Below are 23,017 nucleotides of genomic sequence, written 5' to 3'. Positions count from 1 at the left end.
GTCACACCCTCGCCGGCTCTGCGAGGGGACCGGGGGAGCGATCCCCTCGCAGCCGCTTGACGACGAGCTCCGCCGAGATGAGGCACATCGGCAGCCCGATGCCCGGCAGCGTCGACGACCCGACGTACGACAGGCCCTCGACCTTGCGCGAGGCGTTGCGAGGCCGGAACACCGCGCTCTGCCCGAGCGTGTGCGCGAGCCCGAGCGCGTTGCCGCGCCACGCGCCGAGGTCCGTGGCGAAGTCGCCCGGCGCGACGGTGCGACGCACCACGACGCGTTCGGCGAGATCGGGGATGTCGCACCACGCGGAGATCTGGTCGATCACGCGGTCGGCGGCCGTCTCGATCGCCGCGTCGCCGTCGCCGCCGATGCCCCCGTGCCCCAGCTGGGGATCTGCGGGCACGGGGACGAGCACGAAGAGATTCTCGTGCTCCGGCGGCGCCACGCTGGGGTCCGTGGCGCTGGGACGGCAGATGTAGAGCGACGCCGGATCGGGGATCCGCGGGCGGGGGCCGAAGATGTCGGTGAAGTTCTCGCGCCACTCCTGGGCGAACAGCAGGGTGTGGTGCGCGAGCTGCGGCAGCGGCCCCTCCACACCCAGCATGACCAGCAGGGCGCCGGGGCTGGGGGTGCGGGACTCCCACCACTCCTCGGGGTAGGTCTGCTCCGCTCGCGGGAGGAGACGCGTCTCGGTGTGGTGCAGGTCCGCGCCCGACACCACGAGATCGGCCGGCACGCGGTGGCCGCCCGCGAGCTCCACACCGGTCGCGACACCGCCCTCGGTCGTGATCGAGGTGACCCGCTCGCCCGTCTCGATGCCGACCCCGGCTGCCTCGGCCAGCCGTGTGATCGCCTGGACGAGCTCGGTGAACCCGCCGCGGGGATAGAGCACGCGATCGCCCAGGTCGAGGTGGCTCATGAGGTGGTAGAGGCTGGGCACGCCGTACGGCGATCCGCCCAGGAACACCGCCGGATACTCGAGGATCTGCCGCAGCCTCGGGTCGGTGAACCGTCGCTCGACGTGGCGTGCGAGGCTGCGGGTGAGGAGCGGCGCGAGCCGCGGCATCCGCTTCAGCAGTGCCGGGTCCCGCAGGCCCGCCGTGGTCTCGTACGTGTCGTAGAGGAACCGCGACACCGAGAGCTCGTACGCGTCGGCCGCCGAGTCGAGGTAGGCGTCCAGGCGCGCGCCGGCGCCGGGTTCCACGCTCTCGAAGAGCGCGGTGGCCTCGGCGCGTCCGGAGCGCACGTCGAGCGGGGCCAGTCCCGTCGACGGGTCGGAGTAGACGCGGTACGCGGGATCCAGCGGCACGAGATCGAGCTCGCGGTCCGCGGTCGTCCCGAGCAGCCGGAAGAAGTGATCGAAGACCTCGGGCATGAGGTACCAGCTCGGGCCGGTGTCGAACCGGAACCCGTCGCTCTCCCACGACCCTGCGCGGCCGCCGAGTTCGTCGCGCGCTTCGAACAGCGTCGTGCTCCAGCCCTCGGTCGCCAGCAGCGCCGCCGCAGCCAGCCCGCCGACGCCGCCGCCGATCACCACAGCCCGACGCGGGCCGTCGACAAGGGTCACGCGTGCACCTCCCGCGGGGCGAAACCGAGCAGCGCGCGGGCCGCGAGACGCGCCTTCACGGCGTCGGGCACCCGCACCCGGTCTCCGGCGCCGTCGGACGCGCGCAGGCGCACCGCGAGCTCCGCGAACAGGTCGTGGGCGGCGGTCACCGCGCGACGGCAGTCGGCGGGAAGCGCGGGGATCGCGCTCGCCGCGACCGCGAGATCGCGGTCGATGCGGTCGAGCACGGCGGCGCGCTCGCCCTCGGCTCTCGACAGGCCGAGGTAGTCGCGTCCGAGCACTGTCTCGTCGTGGCGGAGATCGCGCAGGAAGTTGACGTCCTGGAACGCGGCGCCGAGACGACGCGCCCCGTCAACGAGATCGGGGGAGGGAGCGACCGGATGCTGCGCACCCGCGTTGACGAAGACCTGCAGGCACATCAGCCCGACGACCTCGGCCGAGCCGTAGACGTAGGCGTCGTGCGACGCCGCGTCGTGGCGGAGCGTGGCGAGGTCGGTGCGCATCGACGCGAAGAACGGGCGCACGAGATCGGGGCCGATGCCGCACTCGCGCGCCGTCGTCGCGAACGCGTGCACCACGAGGTTGGAGCTGAAGCCGCGCTCGATCGCCGACAGGGTGTCCTGCTCGAGCTGGTCGAGGATCTCGCCGGCGACCTCCGGCGACAGCCCGGCCTCTTCGGCGGGGCCGTCCACGATCTCGTCCGCGATGCGCACGAGGGCGTAGACGTTCCGCACGTGCGGCCGCGGACGCGGGCCCAGAAGCCGGCACGCCAGCCCGAACGACGTCGAGTAGCGGGCGATCACCGTGGCCGCAGCATCCGCCGCCGCCTGGTCGTAGAGGGCGAGCCCGGTGTGGGTGGCGCTGCGCACGGTGCTCATGGGATCCGTCCTTCGATGCCCTCGGCGAGGGTGCGCAGCAGGGCGCCGGCCCGGTCGGGGAGTGCGGGGTCGTGCGAGGCGGACCGCACCTCAGCCAGCGCCTCGTCGACGAGCTCCTTGAGTCGCTCGCGGGCGCCGGTCTGCTCGAGGACCGCCTGCGCCTCGCGCACGGCGACGGGGCCCGTGCGCGCGAGGGCGAGCGCCTCGTCGACGCGGGGCGCCGCGTCGGACTCGCGGGCGAGTGCGACGAGCGGCGTGCGCTTGTTCTCCCGAAGATCGGGCCCGGTGTCGCGGCCCGTCTGCGCCGTGGTCCCGAACGCCCCGATGAGGTCGTCGACGAGCTGGAAGGCGAGGCCGAGACGACCGCCCGCCTCGCCGAGCACGCGCAGCGCGTCGCCGTCCGCACCCCCGAGCAGCGCTCCCGCCTGCAGCGGTGCGCGGAACGTGTAGACCGCGGTCTTGTTGAACGCGGTGTCGAGGGTCGAGAGGCGGGACGGATGCCGCGCCGCGACGCTGTTCTCGACGTCGGCGAGTTCGCCGGCCGCCGAGATCAGGATGACGTCGTCGAGGAGCGTCAGGAGGCGATCCCGGGTGGCGTCGTCGGTGTGGGCCATGGCGACGAGGCGGAAGGCCTCATGGAGGAGGATGTCCCCGGCGAGGATCGCCGCGGCGTCGCCCACCAGGGCCGCGCCGTCGGCGTCGGCGCCGTCGTCCGCGGCACGGCGGCGGAACTCGCCGCCGATGTTGGGCACCCCGCGCCGCATCGTGTCGTGGTCGATGACGTCGTCGTGCACGACGAACGCGGTGTGCAGCAGCTCGAAGGCGGCCGCGACGGACAATGCGGCCGAAGCGTTGGCGTCGTCGGTGCGGAACGCGTCGAACGATGCGGTGACCAGCGCGGGGCGCAGGCGCTTGCCGCCCTGCGCGGCGCGTGTGATCGCCTCGCCCAGCGCGCCGAACGCCGGGCCCATTTCGGACGCGCGCTCACGGATGCGCGCGAGCGCGCCGTCGATCGCGATGCGGAGGTCGGGATCCGCCGCCGCGGGGATCATGACGCGCGTCTCTCGCGCGCGGGCGTCTCGAACAGGTGCAGCTGCCGGGCCTGGAGCACGAGCCACGGGCTGAAAGCCCAGGGTGTGGCCTCCAGCGACACGGCGAGTGCTTCGGGCTCGACCCACTGCATGTCGACGGCCTCGAGCGGGTTGAGCACGGGCTCGTCGTCGGTGTAGGCCGTGTACACGGGGCAGACTTCGTGCTCGACGATGCCGTTGGCGTCGGTGGCGCGGTAGCGGAATAGGGGGAGCGCGACCCGCAGATCGCTCAGCGTGAGGCCGAGTTCGAAGTCCGCGTGGCGGCGGACCGCCGAGATCACGGGCTCGGCCGGACGCGGATGCCCGCAGAACGAGTTGGTCCACACGCCGGGCCACGTGCGCTTCGTGAGAGCCCGGCGGGTGATGAGGACCTGGCCTTCGCTGTTGAGCACGTGGCAGGAGAACGCGAGATGCAGGGCGGTGTCTGGGCCGTGCACGCTGGATTTCGGCGCCGTGCCGATGGCGCGGCCGTCATCGTCGAGCAGGACGACGTGGTCGGTGTCGGGCATCATGGCTTCCTCTCAGATTGCTAGCTAAACTAGCAATACCTCTTGTGCGATGCTACAACGGGTCGGAAGGAACTTCCACGATGTCCGAACGCTGGTTGCCACAGACGGAGCATGAGCACGCGGTGATGCGTGTGCTCACGTCCATCCGTGCCGTCAGCGACGCCATGGAGCGCATGCACAGCGGCATGAAGGGCGACATGGACATGAACGCCACGGATGTCGCGGCGCTCCGGCTGCTCATCATCCGCGAGCGACAGGATCGATCGGTGAGCCCGCGCGACATCGCCCGGCATCTGCGCATCTCGACCGCGTCGACCACGAAGCTCCTCGATCGTCTGGTCGAGTCAGGTCATGTCGAACGGATGCCTCATCCCACCGATCGTCGAGGGCGCGTGGTCGTGCTCACCGACGATGCGCGGGGCACGTTCTTCCGCGTGTTCGGCGAGAAGCTGCGGGCGATGCGCGCGATGGCGATGCAGTACGACGAGGCGGAACTCGCGGTGGTCGCGCGCTTCCTGGATGATCTCAGCGGCGCCATGGATCCGGAGCCCTGACGGCGGCATCCGCTCCGCTCGTGGCGGCCGCGGATGTCTGCGCCGCACAACGAAGGAAGGGCGCCCCGTGACGGGACGCCCTTCCTTCTTTTCTGTTGCGGGGACAGGATTTGAACCTGCGACCTCTGGGTTATGAGCCCAGCGAGCTACCGAGCTGCTCCACCCCGCGGCACAAGGAATAGCCTAGCACGGGGTTTGAGTGCTCGTGACCACGGGGCGGTCGGGTTGCCCCGATCGCGCACCGCGGACCAGGATGAACGCATGCCCACCGAGCGCGATGCCGACCCGCGGGACGACCGTGTCGACGGCCGCGACGAGACCCCCGAAGAGCGCGCCGACCGCAATTGGAGCGAGGTGCTGCAGGAGGTGCGTGTGCTGCAGACCGGCACCCAGATCCTGACCGGCTTCCTGCTCGCGCTGGCGTTCCAGCCGGCATTCGGCGATCTCACCGGCTCGCAGAAGGCGTTCTACCTCGGGCTCGTGGTGCTGTCCGCGCTCAGCTCGATCGTCGCCCTCGCGCCGGTCGCTCTCCACCGGGCGCTGTTCCAGCAACGGGCGAAGGCCGAGGTCGTGCGCTTCGGGCACGTCGCGCTGGTCGTCGCACTCGGGACCGTCGCGGTGCTCCTCGTGGGCGTGGTGGCGTTCGTCTTCGACGTCGTCCTCGGAGGGTCGGCGTTCTGGTGGGCGCTCATCCCGCTCGGGGCGCTGGTCCTCGGGCTGTGGCTGGTGGTGCCCGCGATCCTGCGCGCACGCCGTCGCACGAACGGAGAACGCCGATGACCGACACCCTGCCGATCGCGGTCGCGCAGTTCGCGCCGACGGCCGACACCACGGTGAACCTCGAGTCGATCGCGCAGCTCGTCGCCACCGCATCCGTCCGCGGCGCGCGCGTCGTGGTCTTTCCCGAGTACTCGAGCTACTTCGTCGACCCGTTCGACGAGTCGCTCGCGCAGAACGCGCAGGAGCTGGACGGGCCGTTCGTCGCCGCGCTGACGCGACTCGCCGCCCAGCACGAGACGACGATCGTCGCCGGGCTGCTGGAGCGCGCGAGCGACGGCGCGCGCGTGCGCAACACCGCGGTCGCCGTCGACGCGACGGGACTGGTGGCGCACTACCGCAAGCTGCACCTGTACGACGCCTTCGGGCAGCGGGAGTCGGACTGGGTCGAGCCCGGCGAACCGGGCGAGGCGCAGACGTTCGAGCTGGGCGGACTGCGGTTCGGCCTGATGACCTGCTACGACCTGCGGTTCCCCGAGGTCGGGCGCCTGCTCGTCGACGCCGGCGCCGACGTCTTCGTCGTACCGGCGGAGTGGGTGCGCGGTCCGCTCAAGGAGCACCACTGGCGCACGCTCCTGCATGCCCGCGCGATCGAGAACACCGTGTTCGTGGCCGCAGCCGATCACCCGCCGCCGCTCGGCGTCGGCAATTCGCTCATCGTCGACCCGCAGGGCGTCGAGCTCGCTGCCGTCGGCACGTCGACCGACGTCGCGGTCGCCCACCTCGACGTCGGGGCGATCGAGCGTGTGCGCCGCGTCAATCCGGCGCTGACGCTGCGGCGCTTCGGCGTCGTGCCGCGCTGACCCCCGGGGGCTCAGGCCACAGTCACGCCCGGCTCACGCGAGGCCCGCGAGACGGGAGGCCGCCTCCTCGAGCACCTCGACGCGCTTGCACGCCGCGAAGCGCACCAGGGTGGAGTACTCCGCACGCCGGTCCGGCGTCGCGAACGCCGTGAGCGGGATGGCGACGACCCCGGCGCGCTCGGGGAGGGCGCGGCAGAAGGCCGCAGCATCCGTCGCCCCCAACGGCCCGGCATCGACGACGGTGAAGTACGAGCCGGCGGGCGTCGAGACGTCGAAGCCCGCGGCGCGCAGCCCGGCGCCGAGCAGGTCGCGCTTTGCGCGCAGCGCGGCCGCGATGCCGCGGAAGAAGTCGTCGCCCAGGCGCAGGCCGGTCGCCATCGCCGGCTGGAACGGGCTGCCGTTGACGTACGTGAGGAACTGCTTGACCGCGAGCACCGCGTCGACGAGATCGGCGGGGCCCGAGATCCAGCCGATCTTCCAGCCGGTGGTCGAGAACGTCTTGCCGCCGGACGAGATCGTGAGCGTGCGCTCCCACGCGCCGGGGAGCGTGGCGATCGGCACGTGCGGCTGGTCGAACACGAGGTGCTCGTACACCTCGTCCGTGACGATGACCGCGTCGTGGCGCTCGGCGAGGCGCACGATCTCATCGCGGACCTCGGCGCCGAAGACCGCGCCGGTCGGATTGTGGGGATCGTTCACGAGGATGACGCGGGTGCGGTCGCTCACCGCGGCGCGCAGCTCGTCGAGGTCGGGCTGGAAGTGCGGCCACCGCAGCGGCACGGTGACGAGCCGCGCGCCCGACAGCGCGACCACGGCGGCGTACGAGTCGTAGTGGGGCTCGAACACCACGATCTCGTCGTCCGGGCCGTCCAGCAGCGCCAGGAGGGCGGCGGCGAGCGCCTCTGTCGCACCGGCGGTCACCAGCACCTCCCGCGCGGGGTCCAGGCTCAGCCCGTAGAACCGCTCCTGGTGCTCGGCGACGGCGGACAGGAGATCCGGGATGCCGCGGCCCGGCGGGTACTGGTTGTCGCCGTTCGCGATGGCCGAGCGGGCGGCATCGAGCACCTCGGCCGGGCCGTCCTCGTCGGGGAAGCCCTGCCCGAGATTGATCGCGCCGGTGCGCGCCGCGAGGGCCGACATCTCGGCGAAGATGGTGGGGTGGATCGACCCGTCGGAACCGACGAGTCCGGCGCCCGCGGCCGTGCGGCGCCATGCTCCGGGGATCTGTCGCATCGCTTCACCGTAATACCGGGCGGGCTCATCCCTGTTGCATAGGCGAGTCCCATTCGCGACATAAGAAACGCACAGCATCGGTGGGCACAGTGGTGAGTGCTTGGCAGAAGGAGCAACCATGAGCGACATCCAGGGCGATCGCCCGGAAGACCAGACCCCCGCCGTCCCCTCGCAGTCGGCCGCGGAGGCCGCCGCGCAGACGCCCGCCCAGCCCGAGACCCCGGCTCCCGCCGCGGCCGCGCCGGAGGCCGTTCAGCCCACGCCGCCCACCGCGCCCTCCCAGTCCGCCGCCCCCGCCGCGACCGAGCCCGCCGCTCCGGTGGCGCCCGAGCAGCCCGCGCCCCACGCCACCCCGGCCGCGACCGCGGCTGCGCTGCCGCCGGTTCCGCCGGCGCCGGTCGCGCAGCCCGCGGCCCAGGTGCAGCCGACGGCCCCGACCCAGCCCGTGCCGCCCGCCGGCTACCCGGCCGGAGCGCAGGCCTACGCCCGTCCGCAGGGCTACGCCGGGCAGCCCGCGCCCTATCCCCACTCCTACGCGGGCCAGCCCGGGCCCGGCGCCCCCGGCGCCGCGTTCGGCGTGAACCCCGCGGACGCCCAGCCGACGCTGCCGATCGCCGGCGCGACCGGTGCGGCGCCCACCGCGACGAAGGCGCCGAAGAAGTCCTCGGGTGCCGGCAAGGTCGTCGGCCTCATCGTCGCCGCCGCCATCGTCGGCGGTGCCGCGGGGCTCGGCGGTGCCTACGCGGGCGTCACCTGGTTCGCCCCGGTGAGCGCATCGCCCGCCGCCGGCCCGAGCACGGTCACCGTCAACAACACCGACTCGGTCAACCAGACGACCGCGATCGCGGCGAAGGTCGTGCCGAGCGTCGTCACCATCGAGGCGACCGGCTCGTCGGCCGCCGGCACCGGTTCGGGCGTCGTGCTCACGAAGGACGGCTACGTCGTCACCAACACGCACGTCGTGACGCTCGACGGCGCCACCGGTGACGCGGCGATCCGCGTGACCACCTCGGACGGACGCGTCTACGACGCCGAGGTCGTCGGCACCGACCCGATGTACGACCTCGCCGTCATCAAGCTGAAGGATGCCGAGGACCTCACCCCGATCGAGCTCGCCGACTCGAGCAAGCTCAACGTCGGCGACACGACGGTCGCCGTCGGTGCACCGCTCGGCCTCGCGAACTCCGTCACCGAGGGCATCGTCAGTGCGCTCAACCGCTCGATCTCGATCGCGTCATCGGCGGCGCCGGACAGCGGCGACAGCGGCGACGGCCAGGACCAGCAGGATCAGAACAACCAGCAGGGCCCGTTCCGCTTCGACTTCGGTCAGGGCGACCAGCAGTCGGCGGCCACCGAGAGCATCTCGATCTCGGTGATCCAGACCGACGCGGCCATCAACCCGGGCAACTCGGGCGGCGCGCTGGTCGACTCCGACGGCAAGCTGATCGGCATCAACGTCGCGATCGCGACCGCGGGCGGCTCGTCCTCCGACGGCTCCGGCTCGATCGGCGTCGGCTTCTCGATCCCCTCCGACGTCGTCAAGCGGATCACCGGTGAGCTCATCGAGAACGGCGAGGCGACCCACGGTCTGCTCGGCGCGAACGTGAAGGCCGCGGCATCCGTCGAAGGCTCCACCATCACCGGCGCCTACATCGACGCCGTCAGCGACGGCGGTGCGGCGGCGGCTGCGGGCCTCCGCAAGGGCGACATCGTCACCGGCTTCAACGGCGTGCCCGTCACCGACGCGACCGACCTCACGGCGCAGGTGCGCGCCGCGGCGGCCGGCAGCAAGGCCGAGGTCACGTACGTCCGCGACGGCAAGACGCAGACGGTCGAGGTCACGCTGGGGTCGCTCCAGTAATCCACACCTCCCAGGGACGCCATTTCGCAGCAGGTAGGCTCGCGGAATGGCGTCCTTCTCGTTCGGCGCGGGGAATGCCCGAAAGCTCGCGACGATCCCGCTGTACACCGCCGGGCGCCTGCTCACGCTCCTGGTGCCGCGCTCCCGCGACGAGTGGGTCATCGGCTGCGCGGTCGGCATCGGCGACGGCGCGCTCGCCCTGTGGGAGGCGGCCGCCGCCGACGGGCGCAGCCCGGTATGGCTGGTCGCCTCGGCGACGGAGGCGGCGGATGCTGCGGCCCGCGGCATCCGTTCCGTGCCGAAGCGTTCGCTGCAGGGCCTCTGGCGCACCGCGCGCGCCCGGGTGGTGGTCGTGACGCACGGGTTCGGCGACGTCAACCGCTATGCGGTGTCGGGCGCCTTCGTCGTGCAGCTGTGGCACGGCATCCCGCTCAAGCGGATCGGGGTGGACTCTCCCGAGACGCTGCGGCTGCCGGGCTTCGTCGCGTCGACCCCCGCCGCCGGCGCCGTGCGGGCGCTCCTGCGCACGATGTACCGGGGCGCAGCCCGCCGCATCCGGGTGCTCCCGGCCGCCTCGCACCTCGTACGCGGCCGCCTCGAATCCGCTTTCGCGCTCCCCGACACGAGCGTGCCGGTGACCGGCGAGCCTCGCGTCGACGTGCTCTCGCGCGGCGCCGCCGACGATCGCCGCGTCGCGGCCCGCGCCGCGATCGGCCGCGTCGTGCCGCGGGCCGATCCGTCGAGCCGCTTCGTGCTCTACGCGCCGACGTGGCGCGACGGCGCGATCGACCCCGCAGTGCCGGACGCCGAGGAGTGGTCGCAGATCGTCGAGGTGCTCCGGCGCCACGGCGCGACGCTCCTGGTGCGCTCGCACCCGCTCGGCACCGGGGACTACGCCCCGCCGTTCCCGACCGACAGCGTGCACTCGCTCGGCAGCGACCTCGTCGCCGACGTGACGCCCCTCCTGCCGGGCCTCGACGCCGTCGTGACGGACTACTCGTCGCTCGCGTTCGACGCCTCTCTCGTGCCGCTGCCCACGCTGTTCCTCGCGCCCGACGTCGAGGAGTACGCGCGCCGGCGCGGCTTCTACGGCACCTATGCCGACGTCGCCGGCGACGACTGGGCGATCGACTGGACGCAGGCGGCGGCCCAGCTGGACGCCGTGCTCGGCTCCGACGACGAGCGTGCGCGCCGCGTCGCACGGGCCGTCGCGCTCGACGCGCGGGTGCACGCGTTCCGCGACGGGCGCAACGCCGAGAGGGTGTACCGTGCGATTCTGGCCGGAACGGTCGACGACCGCCCGAGGGAAGGATCCGGATGACCGACGCGCGCTTCACGACGGAGGGGAGCCCCGCTCTCGTGCTCGCGGGCTCGGGGGAGCGGCCCGATTCCGTCGAGATCGTCGGTGCCCGCGCTCGCGTCGCCGCACGGCTCACCGGCCGCGGCAAGACGTGGACGGCGACGCTGCCGCTGCGAGCCGGCCGCTGGGGCGGACCGGAGCTGCCGCTGCCGGCCGGCTCGTACGAGGTGCGGATCGCGGATGCCTCGGGCCGAGGCATCCGTCCCCCCGAAGCCCTGCCGCTCACGCAGCTCGGGACGCTCCGCGCGAGCCTGGAGGGATGGACCCTGCGCATCGGCCCCCCGATCGACCCGGCCTACGACTCGGGCGAGGGACAGGACGCGCTCGAGCGCCGCTACGCGACCCGGCCCGCGACCGGGTTCGAGAACGCGGTGTTCTTCGAGAGCTTCTACGGGCGCAACGCCAGCTGCAACCCGCTCGCGATCGACCGCGAGCTCGCCCGCCGCGCTCCCGGCGTCACGCGCTACTGGAGCGTCGTCGATCTGTCGGTCGCCGTGCCCGACGGGGCGATCCCGGTGGTCGAAGGAAGCCCCGAGTGGTGGCGCGCCCGGGGCGCGGCGCGGCTGCTCGTCGTGAATGACTGGCTGCGTCGGCGGTTCGCGCGCCGCAAGGGCCAGGTCGTCCTGCAGACCTGGCACGGCACGCCCCTCAAGCGCCTCGCGCTCCATCGCCCCGGCTTCGACCCGCGCCGCATGGCCGCGGTCGCCCGCGAGTCGCTGCGATGGAACGTCCTGCTCGCGCAGAACCCGTACGCCGCGCGCATCCTCGGCAAGGCGTATGCGTTCCTGACCCGTCCGATCTGGGTCGAGGGGTATCCCCGCAACGACGTGCTCACCACCGGCGACGGCACGGCGACGCGCGAGGCCCTCGGCATCCGCCCGGGCGAGCGGGTGCTGCTGTACGCGCCGACGTGGCGCGACGACCGCGACCAGATCGTGGACTTCATCGACCCGGTCTCGCTCGCCGCCGCGACCGACGCCGTGGTCCTGGTGCGCGGGCACTCGCGCACGCTGCTGCCCGGACGTGACGCCGAGGGACCGCGCGTCATCGACGTCACCGGCTTCCCCGACACGTCGCTGCTGCTGCTCGTCGCCGACGCGCTCATCACCGACTACTCGTCAGTGATGTTCGATTACTCGGTGACCGGCAAGCCGATGTACTTCCTCGTGCCCGACATGGAGCACTACCGCGGCGAGCTGCGGGGGTTCTACTTCGACCTCGCCGAGCATGCGCCGGGGCCCATGGTGCGTACGCAGGACGAACTGGTGGCCGCGCTCGCCGCCGACGACACGGCGACGTACGCGGGGCGGTACGCCGAGTGGCGCGACAAGTTCAACGCGCGCGACGACGGGCACGCCGCCGAGCGGGTGGTCGCGCGGATCCTCGACCAGGGCTTCATCGAGGCCTGACGACGGGCTCCGCTCGTCAGGGCAGGGGCGTGTTGCGGCTGCCGAGACGCGACGTGTCGACGGTGTCGTGGGCACCGCCGACCACCCCGAGGAGGAATCCCCAGCCCCACGCGAGGTGCATCGAGGGAAGCACGGCGGCCGTCCACAGCTTGTCGCGCCAGCCGCGGCCCCCGCCGGGCCCGATCGCCACGGCGACGATGAGGAGCGCGTAGGCGAGCACGGGAAGATAGACGACGGATGCTGCCACCGACCACCATCCCTGCAGAACCCCGGTGAGCTGCAGCACGCCGACGACGAGGGCGACGAGGATCGTCACCACGAGCGCCGGCGGGGCGAAGAAGCGGAGCGAGTTGCCGCGGCCGAACCGGCGGACGAGTTCACCGCGCCAGCGACCCGTCGCCGAGAACTGACGGACCAGCCGCGCCCAGCTCTCTCGAGGCCAGTAGGTGACGGCGAGAGCGGGGTCGAACCAGACGCGGTAGCCGGCGCGCCGGATGCGGAGGTTGAGCTCCCAGTCCTCGCCTCGGCGGATGCTCTCGTCGAACAGCCCGATCTCTTCGAGCACCTCGCGGCGCATGACACCGAGGTAGGCCGACTCGGCCTCGCCCTCCTGCGTGCCGCCGTGATACGCGCCGCCGCCGAGGCCGATGGGGGAGTTGTACGCGCGGGCGACGGCCCGCTGGAACGGCGTGCGGCCGTCCGCGCGCATCACGCCGCCCACGTTCGCGGCGCGCAGGCGGTCGAGGGTCGCCAGCGCCCGCCGGGCGTATGTCGGGTCGAGCTCGGAGTGCGCGTCCACGCGCACCACGGTGGGGTGGCGCGCGGCGCGGATCGCGAGGTTGAGGCCGATGGGGATGTCGGCGCCGGGGTTCTCGACGAGCACGATGCGGTCGTCGCGGGCGGCGAGCTCAGCGGCCAGCGCGCTCGTGCCGTCGGTCGAGGGGCCGAGGGCGAGGATCAGCTCGGTGGGGCCGGGGACATCCTGCGCGAGCACGGTCTCGACCGCGCGCTCCAGGTAGTCGCGCTCATTGAGCACCGGCATCACGAAGCTCACGCCGGAACCGGGGGGAGGGACCGGAGCGTCCCTTCGCCCGTGTTGCTCGACATGCACCCGTCGATCATGTCACGTGAGCCCTGGGTAGGCTGGGTGAGTGGGTCTGGTCTCGGATGGAAAGAAGGCGGTCGCGCTCGTCCGCAAGGCGGTGCGCAATCGTTCGGCCGTGATCGACGTGCGGCGCACGCTCGCGGCGAGGCCGAAGCATCCGCCGTTCCAGTACCGCGTGGCCGTCTACTTCGCCGACGGCGCGGTCAACATGTACCAGATGCGCCAGTGGTACAAGCCGCTCGCGGACCTCGCCAAGACCTGGCCGGTCGTCGTGCTGAGCCGCAGCGCCACCGGAGCCGAGGCGCTGCTCCACGACGACGCGCTCCCGGTCGCCTTCGTGCCGACGGTGCGCGACCTCGAGCGGTTCATCGCCAAGCAGGACATCCGCGTCGTGCTGTACGTGAACCAGAACACGCGCAACTTCCAGATGTTCCGCTACGGCCGCCGCTGGCACGTGTTCATCAACCACGGCGAGTCCGACAAGATGTACATGACCACGAACCAGTACAAGGCGTACGACTACGCGATGATCGCGGGCGACGCCGCGCGCGAGCGGCTGACGCGTGTGCTGTGGGACTACGACATCGAGCGCCGCACGATCGAGATCGGCCGGCCGCAGGCCGACCACTATTCCGGCACGCTGCCGTACACGCCCGACGAGCGGACCGTGGTGCTCTACGCGCCCACGTGGGAGGGCGACCGTCCGTCGGCGCACTACGGCTCGATCGCGACGCACGGCGAGGCGCTCGTGGGCGCACTGCTGGCCACGGGCCGTCACCGCGTGATCTACCGGCCCCACCCGCGCTCCGGCGTCGTGAATCACGAGTACGGCGCCGCGAACAAACGCATCATCGCGGCTCTCTCCGCCGCGAACACGGCCGACCCCTCGGCCCGCCACGTCTTCGACGACGGGCCGGAGCTGGGCTGGCAGCTCTCCGCCGCCGACGTCGCGATCGTCGACATCTCCGCCATGGTCTACGACCGGCTGGCTGCCGACAAGCCGCTCATGATCACGCGTCCGGCCGACCCCGCTGCCGCGATCGACACGCACGGCTACCTGTCGGCCTGCGAGTGGCTGGCCACGGAGGACGCCGCCGACATCGTCGCCCAGACCGAGCGCGTGCTGGGCGACCCCGAAGCCGTCGCACGGCTCGAGGAATGGGTCACCCACTACTTCGGCGACACCGCTCCGGGGGCCGCGACCGCGCGGTTCCACGGCGCGGTGCAACGGCTCATGGACGACTGGGACTCCTGGTACGCGCGTTCGGTCGCCGATACCGAGGACGACGAGCCCGAAGACGAGGCGGAGCTCGACGACGAGAGCTGAGCCCGCAAGGCGGCGTCGGCGGCGTCAGGCCACCGGGGCGGGGCGCTCGACGAGCCGCGCGATCGCCCGCAGCGGGATCGCCACCCACGTCGGCCGGTTGCGGGCCTCGTAGATCGCCTCGTACACCGCCTTGTCGAGTTCGAGCGCGGCGAGGAGCGGATGCCGCGGGTCGAGCCCGCCCGCAGACGCGGCGTACCCCTCTACGAACGCTCGGCGGGCCTCGCGCGCCCACGTGCGCACCGCGTCGGCGGAGCGATCGGGATCGTCGAGGCGCAGCGACCCCGCGACGTAGTCGAAGGAGCGGAGCATGCCCGCCACATCACGCAGCGGCAGGTCCGGCTGCGTGCGCTCCGCCATGGGGCGCAGCGGCTCGCCTTCGAAGTCGACCATGATCCACCCCCGGTCGGGGGAGTGCAGCACCTGCCCGAGGTGGAAGTCGCCGTGGATCCGCTGCAGCGGCGGCCACGGCACCTCGAGCGCCCGGCGGTACACCGCCGCCGCGGCATCCCGCTGTCCGGCGATCTCGGGAACCTCCGCCATCGCGATCGCGAACCGCCGCTCCCACGTGGCGGCCGTGGCCTCGCGGTCGGCGGCGGTCGCGCTGCGTGTCGGGAAGCACTCGGCGAGGGCGAGATGGACCTCGGCCGTCGCGGCGCCGAGCGCGTGCGCCGCATCGCGGAAGTCGTCGCCTCTGGCGGCGGCCTGGAGCGCGACGCGCCACGCGTCCTCGACACCCGGCAGGAACTCCTGTGCGCACGCGAGCGAGCCCCGCACCGTGCCGTGGGCGGTGGCGAGGTCGGGCCACGTGCCCTCGATCGAGCCGATGGGGCGTGGCACATGCGGCGATCCGGCGCCGGCAAGTGCCTCTTGAAGCTCGATGTCGGGGTTGAGGCCCGCGTGCAGCTGGCGGTAGACCTTGCAGATCACGGGAGCGCCGTCGCCCTCGTAGATGAGCGACGTGTTCGACTGCTCTCCCGTGATCACGCGTGACGTGGCGCGGGCGGGCGCGCTGCCGGTCGGCGCCGCTCGCCCGATCGCCGTGGTCTGCGGACCCCGTGCGGTGCCGCCGAGCGAGATCAGGCGCAGCAGCGCCTGCGCGTAGGCGGGATCGAAGGGGCCGTCGATGAAGGTCGTGCCCGGCACCGGGGTGCCGATGACGTGGTCGGGTTCGGCGTCGACGGTCTCGGTGGCCCGCTCGACGACGGGGATCTGGTACAGCACGGCGGGCAGTGCCCCCTCGTCGGCGACCAGGAACGTGCGGATGCGCGCGCCGGCATCCAGGTCTTCGGCGTCGCCGGAATCGACGGGCAGATCCCACCACGAGAGCAGCCGCAGGCTGGGCGGACGCCCTTTCGCGGCGTACCACCGCTGCCGCGGCATCCACGCCGCAAGGCACGCCAACGTGCTGTCCATACCTGCGAGCGTATGCCCGTCACGCAATGCGTGTCGATAGGTGTTGCAAGCGCTTGCAGTACCGGGCGTCGTTCTGCGGGCGAGCGTTCACCGAGGATCGCTCCTTGGGAGGAGCGGTCTCCTACTCGTCCTCGCCGGACTCCTGCGACTGCACGATCTCGATGACCGGAGCCACCGGGATGACGATCGACTCGACGGCGCCTCCGCCGCCGCCCGCGAGGTCGCCGAGTCCCAGTCCGCCGAGATCCACGGAGGCGGCGTCCGACAATCGTTCGGCCTGCGTCTCGGCACGCGTCGGTTCCGACGGCAGCCCCGCCCACTCGGTGGGCTCTTCCGGAAGTTTGCTGAACAGACCCATACCGCCATTGTCACCCCGGCGACGCGTCCGAGGGGCCGGGTCGCGAACACGGCCGCCGGCAGGGCTCCAGAACCGGCGTCAGTCCTGGGTGGGAGGCGGTGCCTCGATGGCGTCCGGCGTGCGCCGGATCACCCGGGCCGTGATGCGCCGCGCGCCCGACGCGCCGCGGGCGACACCGCCGACGACCGCTTCTCCGGCGCGACGGATGCCGCGACCCGCGAGCCGTTCGATGCGGTCGGCGCCCGGGCGCGGTTCGAGTTCGGCGGGCAGGAGCGCGGGAGGCACGCCGAACGCGCGGCGCGAACCGGTGAGCACGCGTCGGCCCAGGATGTTGTTGCCCGCGCCGCCGATGGCGGCGCCGATGCCGAAAGGCAACGCCTTGCCGATCCATGACGCGCCGCCGCGCGCGGCGAACTGGCGGATGAAGGTCGTCTTGAGCCGGTCCACGAGGGGGCCGACGGCGGCGCGGGGGAGCGACTTCGTGATCAGCTCGCCCCAATAGCCCGAGCGGGAGGGACCGCGCCCGGCGGCCTGGCCTGCGAGCTGGGCGACGAGGTCGACGCCCTCCTTGCCGAGCATGAGGGTCAGCACCAGGGCGCGCGCCCGGTCGGGATCCGACACCGGGATGCCATGCACCTCGGCGACCGACTGCGCGAAGAGCGTGGTCGCCTCGAGGAAGGCCACCGTCTCGACGCCGCTGAGCGCCAGCGTCACGCCCGTTCCGATCCCGGGAACGACGGCCGTCGCACCGACGGCCGCGCCGCCGGTCGTCACCGCTGCGAGATAGCGCCGCTCGAGGATGCGGACGATGTCCGCGGGGGAGGAGTCCGGATGGCGCAGGCGGATGCTGCGCAGATGCGCGAGCACGACCGGCCGCTGGATGGCGAGCACGCGGTCGAGCGCGCGGATCGTGAAGGGGTGCTCCTCGGACCCGGTGGGCGGCAGACCTCCCTGCCACGGCGCGTCGCCGGGGAGGGAGTGGATCTGGTGCACCTTGTCGGCCATCGCGCCGAGTCTATGCGGCCCGGCCTGAACGCAGGCCCGGGGTTGACAGCCTCGGCGCGATCGGTCAGACGAAGAGGTTGGCGCGCTCGAGGTCCTCGGCGAAGTCCACCTCGACCGCGTACAGGTCCGAGATGTCGAGCGGCTCGAGCAGCACGCCGTCCTCGGCGATCGCGAGCTCGAGGCCGCGCTCGAAGTAGTCCTGGTCGTCGACGCGCGTCAGGTGGCGCATGAACGCCTTCTTGTCGCGGCTCGAGATGTAGTTGATGCCGACGGCCTCGCCGATGCCGCCCTTGACGGTCTTCGAGAGCTCGTCGATGAAGCCCTCCGACGTGACGGTGTACTTGACCTCTTCGTCGCTCACCTTGGACGTGTTGACCGTGACGAACGACTGGTCGCGCTCGATGAGGTCGATCGCACGGCCGAGCACGCGCGGGTCGAAGACGACGTCGCCGTTCATCCAGAGCACGCCGCCCCTGCCCGTCTTCGACAGGGCGCGGAGCAGGCTCTTGGAGGTGTTGGTCTGGTCGTAGCGGTCGTTGTAGACGTAGTCGACGTCGGGGAACGCCTCGACGATGGTCTCGGCGCGGTAGCCGACGACGGTGGTGATCTTGGCTTCGCGGCCGAACGCGGCACGGATGTTGTCGTGCTGCTGCTGCATGATGCTGCGGCCGTCGCCCAGCTCGGTGAGGGGCTTGGGCAGGCTGCGGCCGAGACGCGAGCCCATTCCGGCTGCGAGGATGACGGTCTGAAGGATCAAAATCTGCTCCTGAAGTGCGTGATTCACTGCCGGTTCACCGGCGCGACACCCCTTCGTGCCTCGACCATGGTAGCGATGAGGGCTGGGAAGGCGCATAATGGGCGGCTCCCGTTGCCGATTTGTGACATAACGCGAATGCCGCGACGCGGCGAGACGAACTCGGCCGCGATCAGGCCCGCTTGATACGTTGGTTCAGTGACAGCCTCCCTCCCGGTGCCGAATGACATCGATCCGGAAGAGCCGGACCGTCACTCCAGCGCGCGCGTCGTACGCCTCGCCGATACGGTCCCACCGGCTCCCGACAAGCCCCGCCGCCCGCCGCGCAAGCCGCGCACCGACGACGGTTCGAAGCCCGCAGCCGCGCCGCGCAAGAAGCGCACGCCGGCCGCCTCCAAGGCGAAGCCGAAGCCGGCGCCCGTTCCCGATCCGGGGCCGCCGCCGCCCCTCCCGAGCGACCTCGAACTCGCGGCGAGCGCCGCCGCGGCCATCGTCGTTCCGCCGCGCCCGCCGCTTCCGGCCGCCGACGAGGCTGCGCAGACGGATGCTGCCGAACAGGCGCCGATCGAAGACTCGGCGCCCGCCGACGACCAGGCCGACGGCGCAGCAGTCGCGATCGAGCCCGAGGAATCGATCGCAGCCGAACCCACCACCGAGCCGGATCCCGAGCGCGCGGCCGAGCCCGAGCCGGAGGTCGCCGCCGAGCCTGAGCCCGAGTCTGAGCTCGCCGCCGAGCCGGCCGCCTCCGACGAGCACGAGCCGGACGCCGAAACCGCGACTCTTGCCGAAACCGCGGCGGTGGTCGATGCTGAGCCCGTGGTCGAGTCCGCGCCCGTGGCCGAGCCCGCGGGGGTCGTCGAGCCCACGCCCGCGGTCGAGCCCTCCGCCGAGTCCCCGGTCGCGATCGCCGAGGCGCCCGCCGAGCCGGCCGACCTGAAGCCCGTGGCCGAGCCCGTGACGACCATCGACCCGGAGGCGCTGGCCGCAGCGGTCGCGCTCGATGCGGCGGCACCCGCGGTCGCTGCATCCGGGAACGCCCTCGTCCTCCGCGGCGTCACCAAGCGCTTCGGCAGCACCCACGCCGTCGACGGCATCGACCTCACGATCCCGGCGGGCACGTTCTACGGCCTCGTCGGGCCGAACGGCGCCGGTAAGACGACCACGCTGTCGATGATCGCGGGTCTGCTCGAGCCGGATCGCGGCACGATCGAGGTCGGAGGGGTGGATGCTGCGGCCAAGCCCCTCGCCGCCAAGAAGCTGATGGGGGTGCTGCCCGACCGCCTGCGCACGTTCGACCGGCTGACCGGCCGGCAGCTCCTCTATTACTACGGAGTGCTGCGCAAGCTTCCGCCCGCCGTCGTCGAGAGCCGCACCGCCGACCTGGCGCGCGCGTTCGATCTCGAAGACGCCCTCGGCCGCAGCGTCTCGGACTACTCGGCCGGCATGCTCAAGAAGGTCATGCTCGCCGGAGCGCTGATCCACTCGCCGCGGCTCCTCGTGCTCGATGAGCCGTTCGAGGCGGTCGACCCGGTCTCGAGCGCGATCATCCTCGACATCCTCTCCACCTACGTCGCCCACGGCGGCACGGTGATCCTCTCCAGTCACGGCATGGACCTCGTCGAGCGCGTCTGCACGCGCGTCGCGGTCATCGTGGCCGGCCAGGTGCTCGCGGAGGGCACCGTCGACGAGGTGCGCGGCGAGTTGACGCTCGAGCAGCGCTTCGTCGAGCTGGCCGGAGGGCTCAGCGACGTGGAGGGCCTCGAGTGGCTGCACACATTCTCCGACTGAGGCTCGCGCTCCTGCTCGGCACGTTCCGCGGTCACGCGGGGCATGTCGCGCGCGTGGTCACCGGACTGGTGATCCTCGTGGCCGCCACCGCCGCCGCCTGCTGGGCACTTCTGACGCTGCAGGACGCGTCGACCGAGGAGGTGCTCGCCGTCACCGTGCTCTGCGGCTCCGCCGTGACCCTCGGCTTCGCGCTCGCGCCGCTGTTCGGCTCCGTCGAAGACCCGCTGGACCCTCGGCGGTTCGCGCTGTTCGGTCTTCCGCGCGGGAGCCTCGCGCTCGTGCTCGCGGTCGCGGGCTTCCTCAGCGTGCCGATCCTGGTACTCGTCGCCGTGGCGGTGTGCTCCGCCATCGTGTGGGCGGATCACGGCGTGGCCGCGGTCGTCGGTGTCGCGAGCGTCGTGCTCGGGGTGCTGACGTGCGTCCTGCTCGCCCGCGTCTGCATGGCGCTGGCGTCGCTGTTCCTGCGCGACCGGCGCTCGCGCGAGCTCTCGGGCGTGTTCGTGCTCGTGGTGCTCGTGGTCGTGGTGCCGGTCGGCGTCTTCCTCGCCTCGCTCGAGTGGGAGGGGAGCGTGCCTCCGCAGCTGCTCGAGGCCGTGGACTGGCTGGCCCTCACCCCGTTCGGCGCCGCGTGGGCGCTGCCCGGCATGGTCATCACGGGCGGGGACGCGTGGCTGTCGGCGCTGATCGCGGTCGGCACCGTCGTGCTGCTGGGCATGCTCTGGATGTGGGCGGTCCGGCGGCTGCTCACCACGACCGAGCGTCCCGGCACCGGGCGTGAGCGTGGGGGCCTCGGCTGGTTCGGCGTCGCGCCGGGCACGCCCGGAGGGGCGATCGCGGCGCGCAGCCTCGTCTACTGGTTCGGCGACCGGCGCTACGTCGTGAACGCCCTCGTGATCCCGTTCGCCGCCCTGATCACGGTGGTGCCGCTGCTCATCGCGGGCGTCCCGCCCGAGCTCGTGGCCCTCGTGCCCGTCCCCTTCGCGGCGCTGTTCCTCGGCTGGCTGCCGCACGACGACCTCGCCTACGACTCCACGGCGATCTGGATGCATATCGCGAGCGGCGTGCGCGGCGTCTCGGACCGGCTCGGCCGGCTCGTTCCCGTGCTCCTGGTCGGCGTCCCGCTGCTCGCCCTCGCGATCCCGGTGGCGACTCTGCTGCACGGGCGCTGGGCGATCCTGCCGGCGCTCACCGGCGTCTGCGCGGCACTGTTCCTGTCGGGTCTCGGTTTCTCGAGCATCTCGTCGGCGGTCGCGCCCTACGCGGTCTCGCGGCCGGGCGAGAGCCCGTTCCAGCAGCCGCAGCGCACCAGCGCGAGCGGCGCGATCGCGCAGGGCAGCGTCATGGCCGGAGCTCTCCTCGTGTCGGCACCCGTGCTGTGGTGCGGCTGGCTCGCTCTGCGAGGAGACACGGATGCTGCCAACACGGCGCTGTGGGGAGGCCTGGTGATCGGGCTCGGTGTGCTGGTCGTCGGCATCGGCATCGGAGCCGCCGCGTTCGAGCGTCGCGGCGGGCGGCTGATGGAGTTCGCCGAGTCCACCTGACTCGCGGGCGCCCCATCCCGGTCCGCCCCGACTACACTGGCAGACCATGAGCACCCCGCTGGACAGCCCCGACCAGGGCGGTATCGCGACCCTCGATCGCGAGCTCGAAGAGCTCCTCAAAGAAGAGAACATCGAGCCGGGTGACCACGAGCGGTTCTCGCACTACGTGAAGAAGGACAAGATCCTCGAGTCCGCCATCACCGGCAAGCCGGTGCGCGCCCTCTGCGGCAAGAAGTGGACCCCGGGCCGTGACCCGGAGAAGTTCCCGGTGTGCCCGACCTGCAAAGAGATCTACGAGTCGCTGGGCGCCTGACCCCGCCGCCGGCCGCGGTCACTCGGCGTCGGCGTAGACCGTCGGGATCGCCGGGTCGGACCGGCTGAGCGCGAGCCCCCGCACCGGGAGTTCCTCCCGCACCCGCGCGTGGTGCGCCCGCGCGGCTTCGACGCCTGCGGCACCTTCGTAGGCGGCATCGGGCGCTCCGTCGACCACCAGCGGAACCTGCAGCGCGCGGGAGTCCGGGTGCGCCGATGCGGTGTCCAGCGCCTCGAAGCCGTCGGAGACGACGATGAGCTCGCTCGTCGCGGTGCCCGCGTCGAGCGTGCGGAACGCCGCCTTGCGGCCGCCCTTGGAGGCCTTGTCTGTCGACGCCTTCGCCACGCCGACCCAGCCGCCGTCGGAGCCCTGGCGGGCGACCAGCTTGTAGACCATGCCGGCGGTCGGTGTTCCCGAGCCCGTGACCACCGACGTGCCGACGCCGTAAGAGTCGACGGGTGATGCCGCGAGAGCCGCGATCGCGTACTCGTCGAGGTCGCTCGTCACCGTGATCCGAGTGCCGGCGGCGCCGAGCCCGTCGAGCTGGGCGCGGACCTCGGCCGCCACGGTCGGGAGGTCGCCCGAGTCGATGCGGACGCCGCCGAGACCGGTGCCCGCGACGCGGATGGCCGTCTCGACGCCCTCACGGATGTCATAGGTGTCGACGAGGAGCGTCGTGCCGACGCCGAGCGCCTCGATCTGCGCGCGGAACGCGTCCTCTTCTGTGTCGTGCAGCAGGGTCCACGCGTGCGCGGCCGTGCCCATCGTGGGGATGCCCCAGCGACGCCCGGCCTCGAGGTTCGAGGTGGCGCTGAAGCCGGTGATGTACGCGGCGCGTGCCGCGGCGACCGCCGACCACTCGGCGGCGCGTCGCGAACCCATCTCCGCCAGGGGCCGGTCGCCGGCGGCGATGCTCATGCGGGCGGCGGCGGTCGCGATCGCGGAGTCGTGGTTGAGCACGCTCAGCGCGAGGGTCTCGAGGACGACGGCCTCGGCGAAGGTCCCCTCGATCGTGAGGATGGGAGAACCCGGGAAGTAGAGCTCGCCTTCGCGGTAGCCGGTCACCGAGCCGCTGAACCGGTAGCCCGCGAGGAAGTCGAGGGTCGCAGCATCCACCACCTTCTCGTCACGGAGGAAGCGCAGCTCGTCGTCGCCGAAGCGGAAGTCGCGGATGAGCGACAGCAGCCGGCCCGTGCCGGCGACGACGCCGAAGCGGCGCGCGCCGGGCAGGCGCCGGCCGAACAGCTCGAACACGCATCGGCGGTGGGCGGTGCCGTCGCGGAGTGCGGCGTCGAGCATCGTGAGCTCGTAGCGGTCCGTCAGCAGTGCGGTCGAGGCGGCCATGCGGGTCAGCCTAGTGACACGCTGGCG

Annotated in this window: 21 protein-coding genes and 1 tRNA gene; 10 read left to right on the top strand and 12 right to left on the bottom strand. The window is 72.3% G+C overall.

Annotated elements, in window-relative coordinates; translation table 11 throughout:
• Position 1: 1 nt before the first annotated feature.
• From crtI to idi, 4 genes are read right to left on the bottom strand one after another with little or no spacing between them, the layout of a single operon-like run.
• The gene (gene crtI / locus ACFC1I_RS04935) at positions 2-1,567 is read right to left on the bottom strand and encodes a phytoene desaturase family protein (protein ID WP_376006720.1); all 1,566 of its coding nucleotides are present in this window, start codon (positions 1,565-1,567) and stop codon (positions 2-4) included.
• Positions 1,564-2,445, bottom strand: coding sequence for a phytoene/squalene synthase family protein (locus tag ACFC1I_RS04930; protein WP_376006719.1), 882 nt, complete (start codon positions 2,443-2,445; stop codon positions 1,564-1,566). The genes crtI and ACFC1I_RS04930 overlap by 4 nt, the downstream gene beginning before the upstream one ends.
• On the bottom strand, positions 2,442-3,497 hold the full coding sequence (locus tag ACFC1I_RS04925; protein ID WP_376006718.1) for a polyprenyl synthetase family protein: 1,056 nt from the start codon (positions 3,495-3,497) through the stop codon (positions 2,442-2,444). The genes ACFC1I_RS04930 and ACFC1I_RS04925 overlap by 4 nt, the downstream gene beginning before the upstream one ends.
• Positions 3,494-4,045: an isopentenyl-diphosphate Delta-isomerase gene (gene idi / locus ACFC1I_RS04920; RefSeq protein WP_376006717.1), complete on the bottom strand. Its 552-nt coding sequence runs from the start codon at positions 4,043-4,045 to the stop codon at positions 3,494-3,496. The genes ACFC1I_RS04925 and idi overlap by 4 nt, the downstream gene beginning before the upstream one ends.
• A 125-nt stretch (positions 4,046-4,170) precedes the next feature.
• On the opposite strand from idi, the gene ACFC1I_RS04915 reads away from it, so the two are divergent.
• Positions 4,171-4,599 carry a MarR family winged helix-turn-helix transcriptional regulator gene (locus ACFC1I_RS04915; RefSeq protein WP_376006716.1) on the top strand — a complete coding sequence of 143 codons (429 nt, stop codon included), beginning with the start codon at positions 4,171-4,173 and terminating at the stop codon, positions 4,597-4,599.
• A gap of 95 nt (positions 4,600-4,694) precedes the next feature.
• Here ACFC1I_RS04915 and ACFC1I_RS04910 read toward each other — a convergent pair.
• Positions 4,695-4,768: transfer RNA gene (locus ACFC1I_RS04910), tRNA-Met, on the bottom strand.
• 92 nt (positions 4,769-4,860) lie between these two features.
• On the opposite strand from ACFC1I_RS04910, the gene ACFC1I_RS04905 reads away from it, so the two are divergent.
• Both ACFC1I_RS04905 and ACFC1I_RS04900 read left to right on the top strand, forming a co-directional pair.
• A complete protein-coding gene (locus ACFC1I_RS04905) occupies positions 4,861-5,379 on the top strand; it encodes a DUF6328 family protein (RefSeq protein ID WP_376006715.1) in 519 nt (172 codons plus the stop codon).
• The gene (locus ACFC1I_RS04900) at positions 5,376-6,179 is read left to right on the top strand and encodes a carbon-nitrogen hydrolase family protein (RefSeq protein WP_376006714.1); all 804 of its coding nucleotides are present in this window, start codon (positions 5,376-5,378) and stop codon (positions 6,177-6,179) included. The genes ACFC1I_RS04905 and ACFC1I_RS04900 overlap by 4 nt, the downstream gene beginning before the upstream one ends.
• Positions 6,180-6,212: 33 nt before the next feature.
• On the opposite strand, the gene ACFC1I_RS04895 is transcribed toward ACFC1I_RS04900, so the two are convergent.
• Positions 6,213-7,412 (bottom strand): aminotransferase class I/II-fold pyridoxal phosphate-dependent enzyme, encoded by a 1,200-nt coding sequence (locus ACFC1I_RS04895; RefSeq protein ID WP_376006713.1) that lies wholly within the window; start codon positions 7,410-7,412, stop codon positions 6,213-6,215.
• 118 nt (positions 7,413-7,530) lie between these two features.
• On the opposite strand from ACFC1I_RS04895, the gene ACFC1I_RS04890 reads away from it, so the two are divergent.
• The 3 genes from ACFC1I_RS04890 to ACFC1I_RS04880 are packed head-to-tail and all read left to right on the top strand — an operon-like array spanning position 7,531 to position 12,042.
• Positions 7,531-9,273: a S1C family serine protease gene (locus ACFC1I_RS04890; protein ID WP_376006712.1), complete on the top strand. Its 1,743-nt coding sequence runs from the start codon at positions 7,531-7,533 to the stop codon at positions 9,271-9,273.
• A 46-nt stretch (positions 9,274-9,319) separates the two neighbouring features.
• Positions 9,320-10,594 carry a CDP-glycerol glycerophosphotransferase family protein gene (locus ACFC1I_RS04885; RefSeq protein WP_376006711.1) on the top strand — a complete coding sequence of 425 codons (1,275 nt, stop codon included), beginning with the start codon at positions 9,320-9,322 and terminating at the stop codon, positions 10,592-10,594.
• Positions 10,591-12,042 carry a CDP-glycerol glycerophosphotransferase family protein gene (locus ACFC1I_RS04880; RefSeq protein WP_376006710.1) on the top strand — a complete coding sequence of 484 codons (1,452 nt, stop codon included), beginning with the start codon at positions 10,591-10,593 and terminating at the stop codon, positions 12,040-12,042. The genes ACFC1I_RS04885 and ACFC1I_RS04880 overlap by 4 nt, the downstream gene beginning before the upstream one ends.
• 16 nt (positions 12,043-12,058) lie before the next feature.
• On the opposite strand, the gene ACFC1I_RS04875 is transcribed toward ACFC1I_RS04880, so the two are convergent.
• Positions 12,059-13,096, bottom strand: a complete 1,038-nt coding sequence (locus ACFC1I_RS04875; RefSeq protein ID WP_376006709.1) for a glycosyltransferase family 2 protein — start codon at positions 13,094-13,096, stop codon at positions 12,059-12,061.
• Between the two features lie 97 nt (positions 13,097-13,193).
• Here ACFC1I_RS04875 and ACFC1I_RS04870 point away from each other — a divergent pair, with 97 nt between their 5' ends.
• Positions 13,194-14,474 (top strand): CDP-glycerol glycerophosphotransferase family protein, encoded by a 1,281-nt coding sequence (locus ACFC1I_RS04870; protein ID WP_376006708.1) that lies wholly within the window; start codon positions 13,194-13,196, stop codon positions 14,472-14,474.
• 24 nt (positions 14,475-14,498) lie between these two features.
• Here ACFC1I_RS04870 and ACFC1I_RS04865 read toward each other — a convergent pair whose 3' ends face one another.
• From ACFC1I_RS04865 to ACFC1I_RS04850, 4 genes are all read right to left on the bottom strand, one after another.
• A complete protein-coding gene (locus ACFC1I_RS04865; protein WP_376006707.1) occupies positions 14,499-15,887 on the bottom strand; it encodes a phosphotransferase in 1,389 nt (462 codons plus the stop codon).
• 121 nt (positions 15,888-16,008) lie between these two features.
• Positions 16,009-16,245, bottom strand: a complete 237-nt coding sequence (locus tag ACFC1I_RS04860; RefSeq protein WP_376006706.1) for a hypothetical protein — start codon at positions 16,243-16,245, stop codon at positions 16,009-16,011.
• A gap of 78 nt (positions 16,246-16,323) precedes the next feature.
• Complete coding sequence (locus tag ACFC1I_RS04855) at positions 16,324-17,250, bottom strand: hypothetical protein (RefSeq protein WP_376006705.1); 927 nt, start codon at positions 17,248-17,250, stop codon at positions 16,324-16,326.
• Positions 17,251-17,314: 64 nt separating this feature from the next.
• Positions 17,315-18,007 (bottom strand): NTP transferase domain-containing protein, encoded by a 693-nt coding sequence (locus tag ACFC1I_RS04850; RefSeq protein ID WP_376006704.1) that lies wholly within the window; start codon positions 18,005-18,007, stop codon positions 17,315-17,317.
• Positions 18,008-18,202: 195 nt separating this feature from the next.
• Between ACFC1I_RS04850 and ACFC1I_RS04845 the strand changes: the two genes are divergently transcribed.
• The 3 genes from ACFC1I_RS04845 to ACFC1I_RS04835 are packed head-to-tail and all read left to right on the top strand — an operon-like array spanning position 18,203 to position 21,646.
• Entirely contained in the window at positions 18,203-19,792 is a 1,590-nt protein-coding gene (locus tag ACFC1I_RS04845) for an ATP-binding cassette domain-containing protein (RefSeq protein WP_376006703.1), read from the top strand.
• Entirely contained in the window at positions 19,768-21,333 is a 1,566-nt protein-coding gene (locus ACFC1I_RS04840; protein ID WP_376006702.1) for a hypothetical protein, read from the top strand. The genes ACFC1I_RS04845 and ACFC1I_RS04840 overlap by 25 nt, the downstream gene beginning before the upstream one ends.
• A 46-nt stretch (positions 21,334-21,379) precedes the next feature.
• Complete coding sequence (locus tag ACFC1I_RS04835) at positions 21,380-21,646, top strand: DUF3039 domain-containing protein (protein ID WP_163617487.1); 267 nt, start codon at positions 21,380-21,382, stop codon at positions 21,644-21,646.
• Between the two features lie 18 nt (positions 21,647-21,664).
• On the opposite strand, the gene ACFC1I_RS04830 is transcribed toward ACFC1I_RS04835, so the two are convergent.
• On the bottom strand, positions 21,665-22,990 hold the full coding sequence (locus ACFC1I_RS04830) for a nicotinate phosphoribosyltransferase (RefSeq protein ID WP_376006701.1): 1,326 nt from the start codon (positions 22,988-22,990) through the stop codon (positions 21,665-21,667).
• Positions 22,991-23,017 lie beyond the last annotated feature (27 nt).

Source organism: Microbacterium sp. NPDC056044 (genome assembly GCF_042267145.1).
In the GTDB taxonomy this organism is placed as follows: Bacteria; Actinomycetota; Actinomycetes; order Actinomycetales; family Microbacteriaceae; genus Microbacterium.
The sequence above is the reverse complement of the archived record's forward strand: the minus strand, read 5'-3'. Positions and strand labels throughout refer to the sequence as shown.

What these genes read in the sequence shown, in the direction of transcription:
- ACFC1I_RS04930 (WP_376006719.1), bottom strand. Translation starts at nt 2,445, where the DNA reads ATGAGCACCGTGCGCAGCGCCACCCACACCGGGCTCGCCCTCTACGAC.
- ACFC1I_RS04925 (WP_376006718.1), bottom strand. Translation starts at nt 3,497, where the DNA reads ATGATCCCCGCGGCGGCGGATCCCGACCTCCGCATCGCGATCGACGGC.
- idi (WP_376006717.1), bottom strand. Translation starts at nt 4,045, where the DNA reads ATGCCCGACACCGACCACGTCGTCCTGCTCGACGATGACGGCCGCGCC.
- ACFC1I_RS04915 (WP_376006716.1), top strand. Translation starts at nt 4,171, where the DNA reads ATGCGTGTGCTCACGTCCATCCGTGCCGTCAGCGACGCCATGGAGCGC.
- ACFC1I_RS04905 (WP_376006715.1), top strand. Translation starts at nt 4,861, where the DNA reads ATGCCCACCGAGCGCGATGCCGACCCGCGGGACGACCGTGTCGACGGC.
- ACFC1I_RS04900 (WP_376006714.1), top strand. Translation starts at nt 5,376, where the DNA reads ATGACCGACACCCTGCCGATCGCGGTCGCGCAGTTCGCGCCGACGGCC.
- ACFC1I_RS04895 (WP_376006713.1), bottom strand. Translation starts at nt 7,412, where the DNA reads ATGCGACAGATCCCCGGAGCATGGCGCCGCACGGCCGCGGGCGCCGGA.
- ACFC1I_RS04890 (WP_376006712.1), top strand. Translation starts at nt 7,531, where the DNA reads ATGAGCGACATCCAGGGCGATCGCCCGGAAGACCAGACCCCCGCCGTC.
- ACFC1I_RS04885 (WP_376006711.1), top strand. Translation starts at nt 9,320, where the DNA reads ATGGCGTCCTTCTCGTTCGGCGCGGGGAATGCCCGAAAGCTCGCGACG.
- ACFC1I_RS04880 (WP_376006710.1), top strand. Translation starts at nt 10,591, where the DNA reads ATGACCGACGCGCGCTTCACGACGGAGGGGAGCCCCGCTCTCGTGCTC.
- ACFC1I_RS04865 (WP_376006707.1), bottom strand. Translation starts at nt 15,887, where the DNA reads ATGGACAGCACGTTGGCGTGCCTTGCGGCGTGGATGCCGCGGCAGCGG.
- ACFC1I_RS04860 (WP_376006706.1), bottom strand. Translation starts at nt 16,245, where the DNA reads ATGGGTCTGTTCAGCAAACTTCCGGAAGAGCCCACCGAGTGGGCGGGG.
- ACFC1I_RS04855 (WP_376006705.1), bottom strand. Translation starts at nt 17,250, where the DNA reads ATGGCCGACAAGGTGCACCAGATCCACTCCCTCCCCGGCGACGCGCCG.
- ACFC1I_RS04835 (WP_163617487.1), top strand. Translation starts at nt 21,380, where the DNA reads ATGAGCACCCCGCTGGACAGCCCCGACCAGGGCGGTATCGCGACCCTC.
- ACFC1I_RS04830 (WP_376006701.1), bottom strand. Translation starts at nt 22,990, where the DNA reads ATGGCCGCCTCGACCGCACTGCTGACGGACCGCTACGAGCTCACGATG.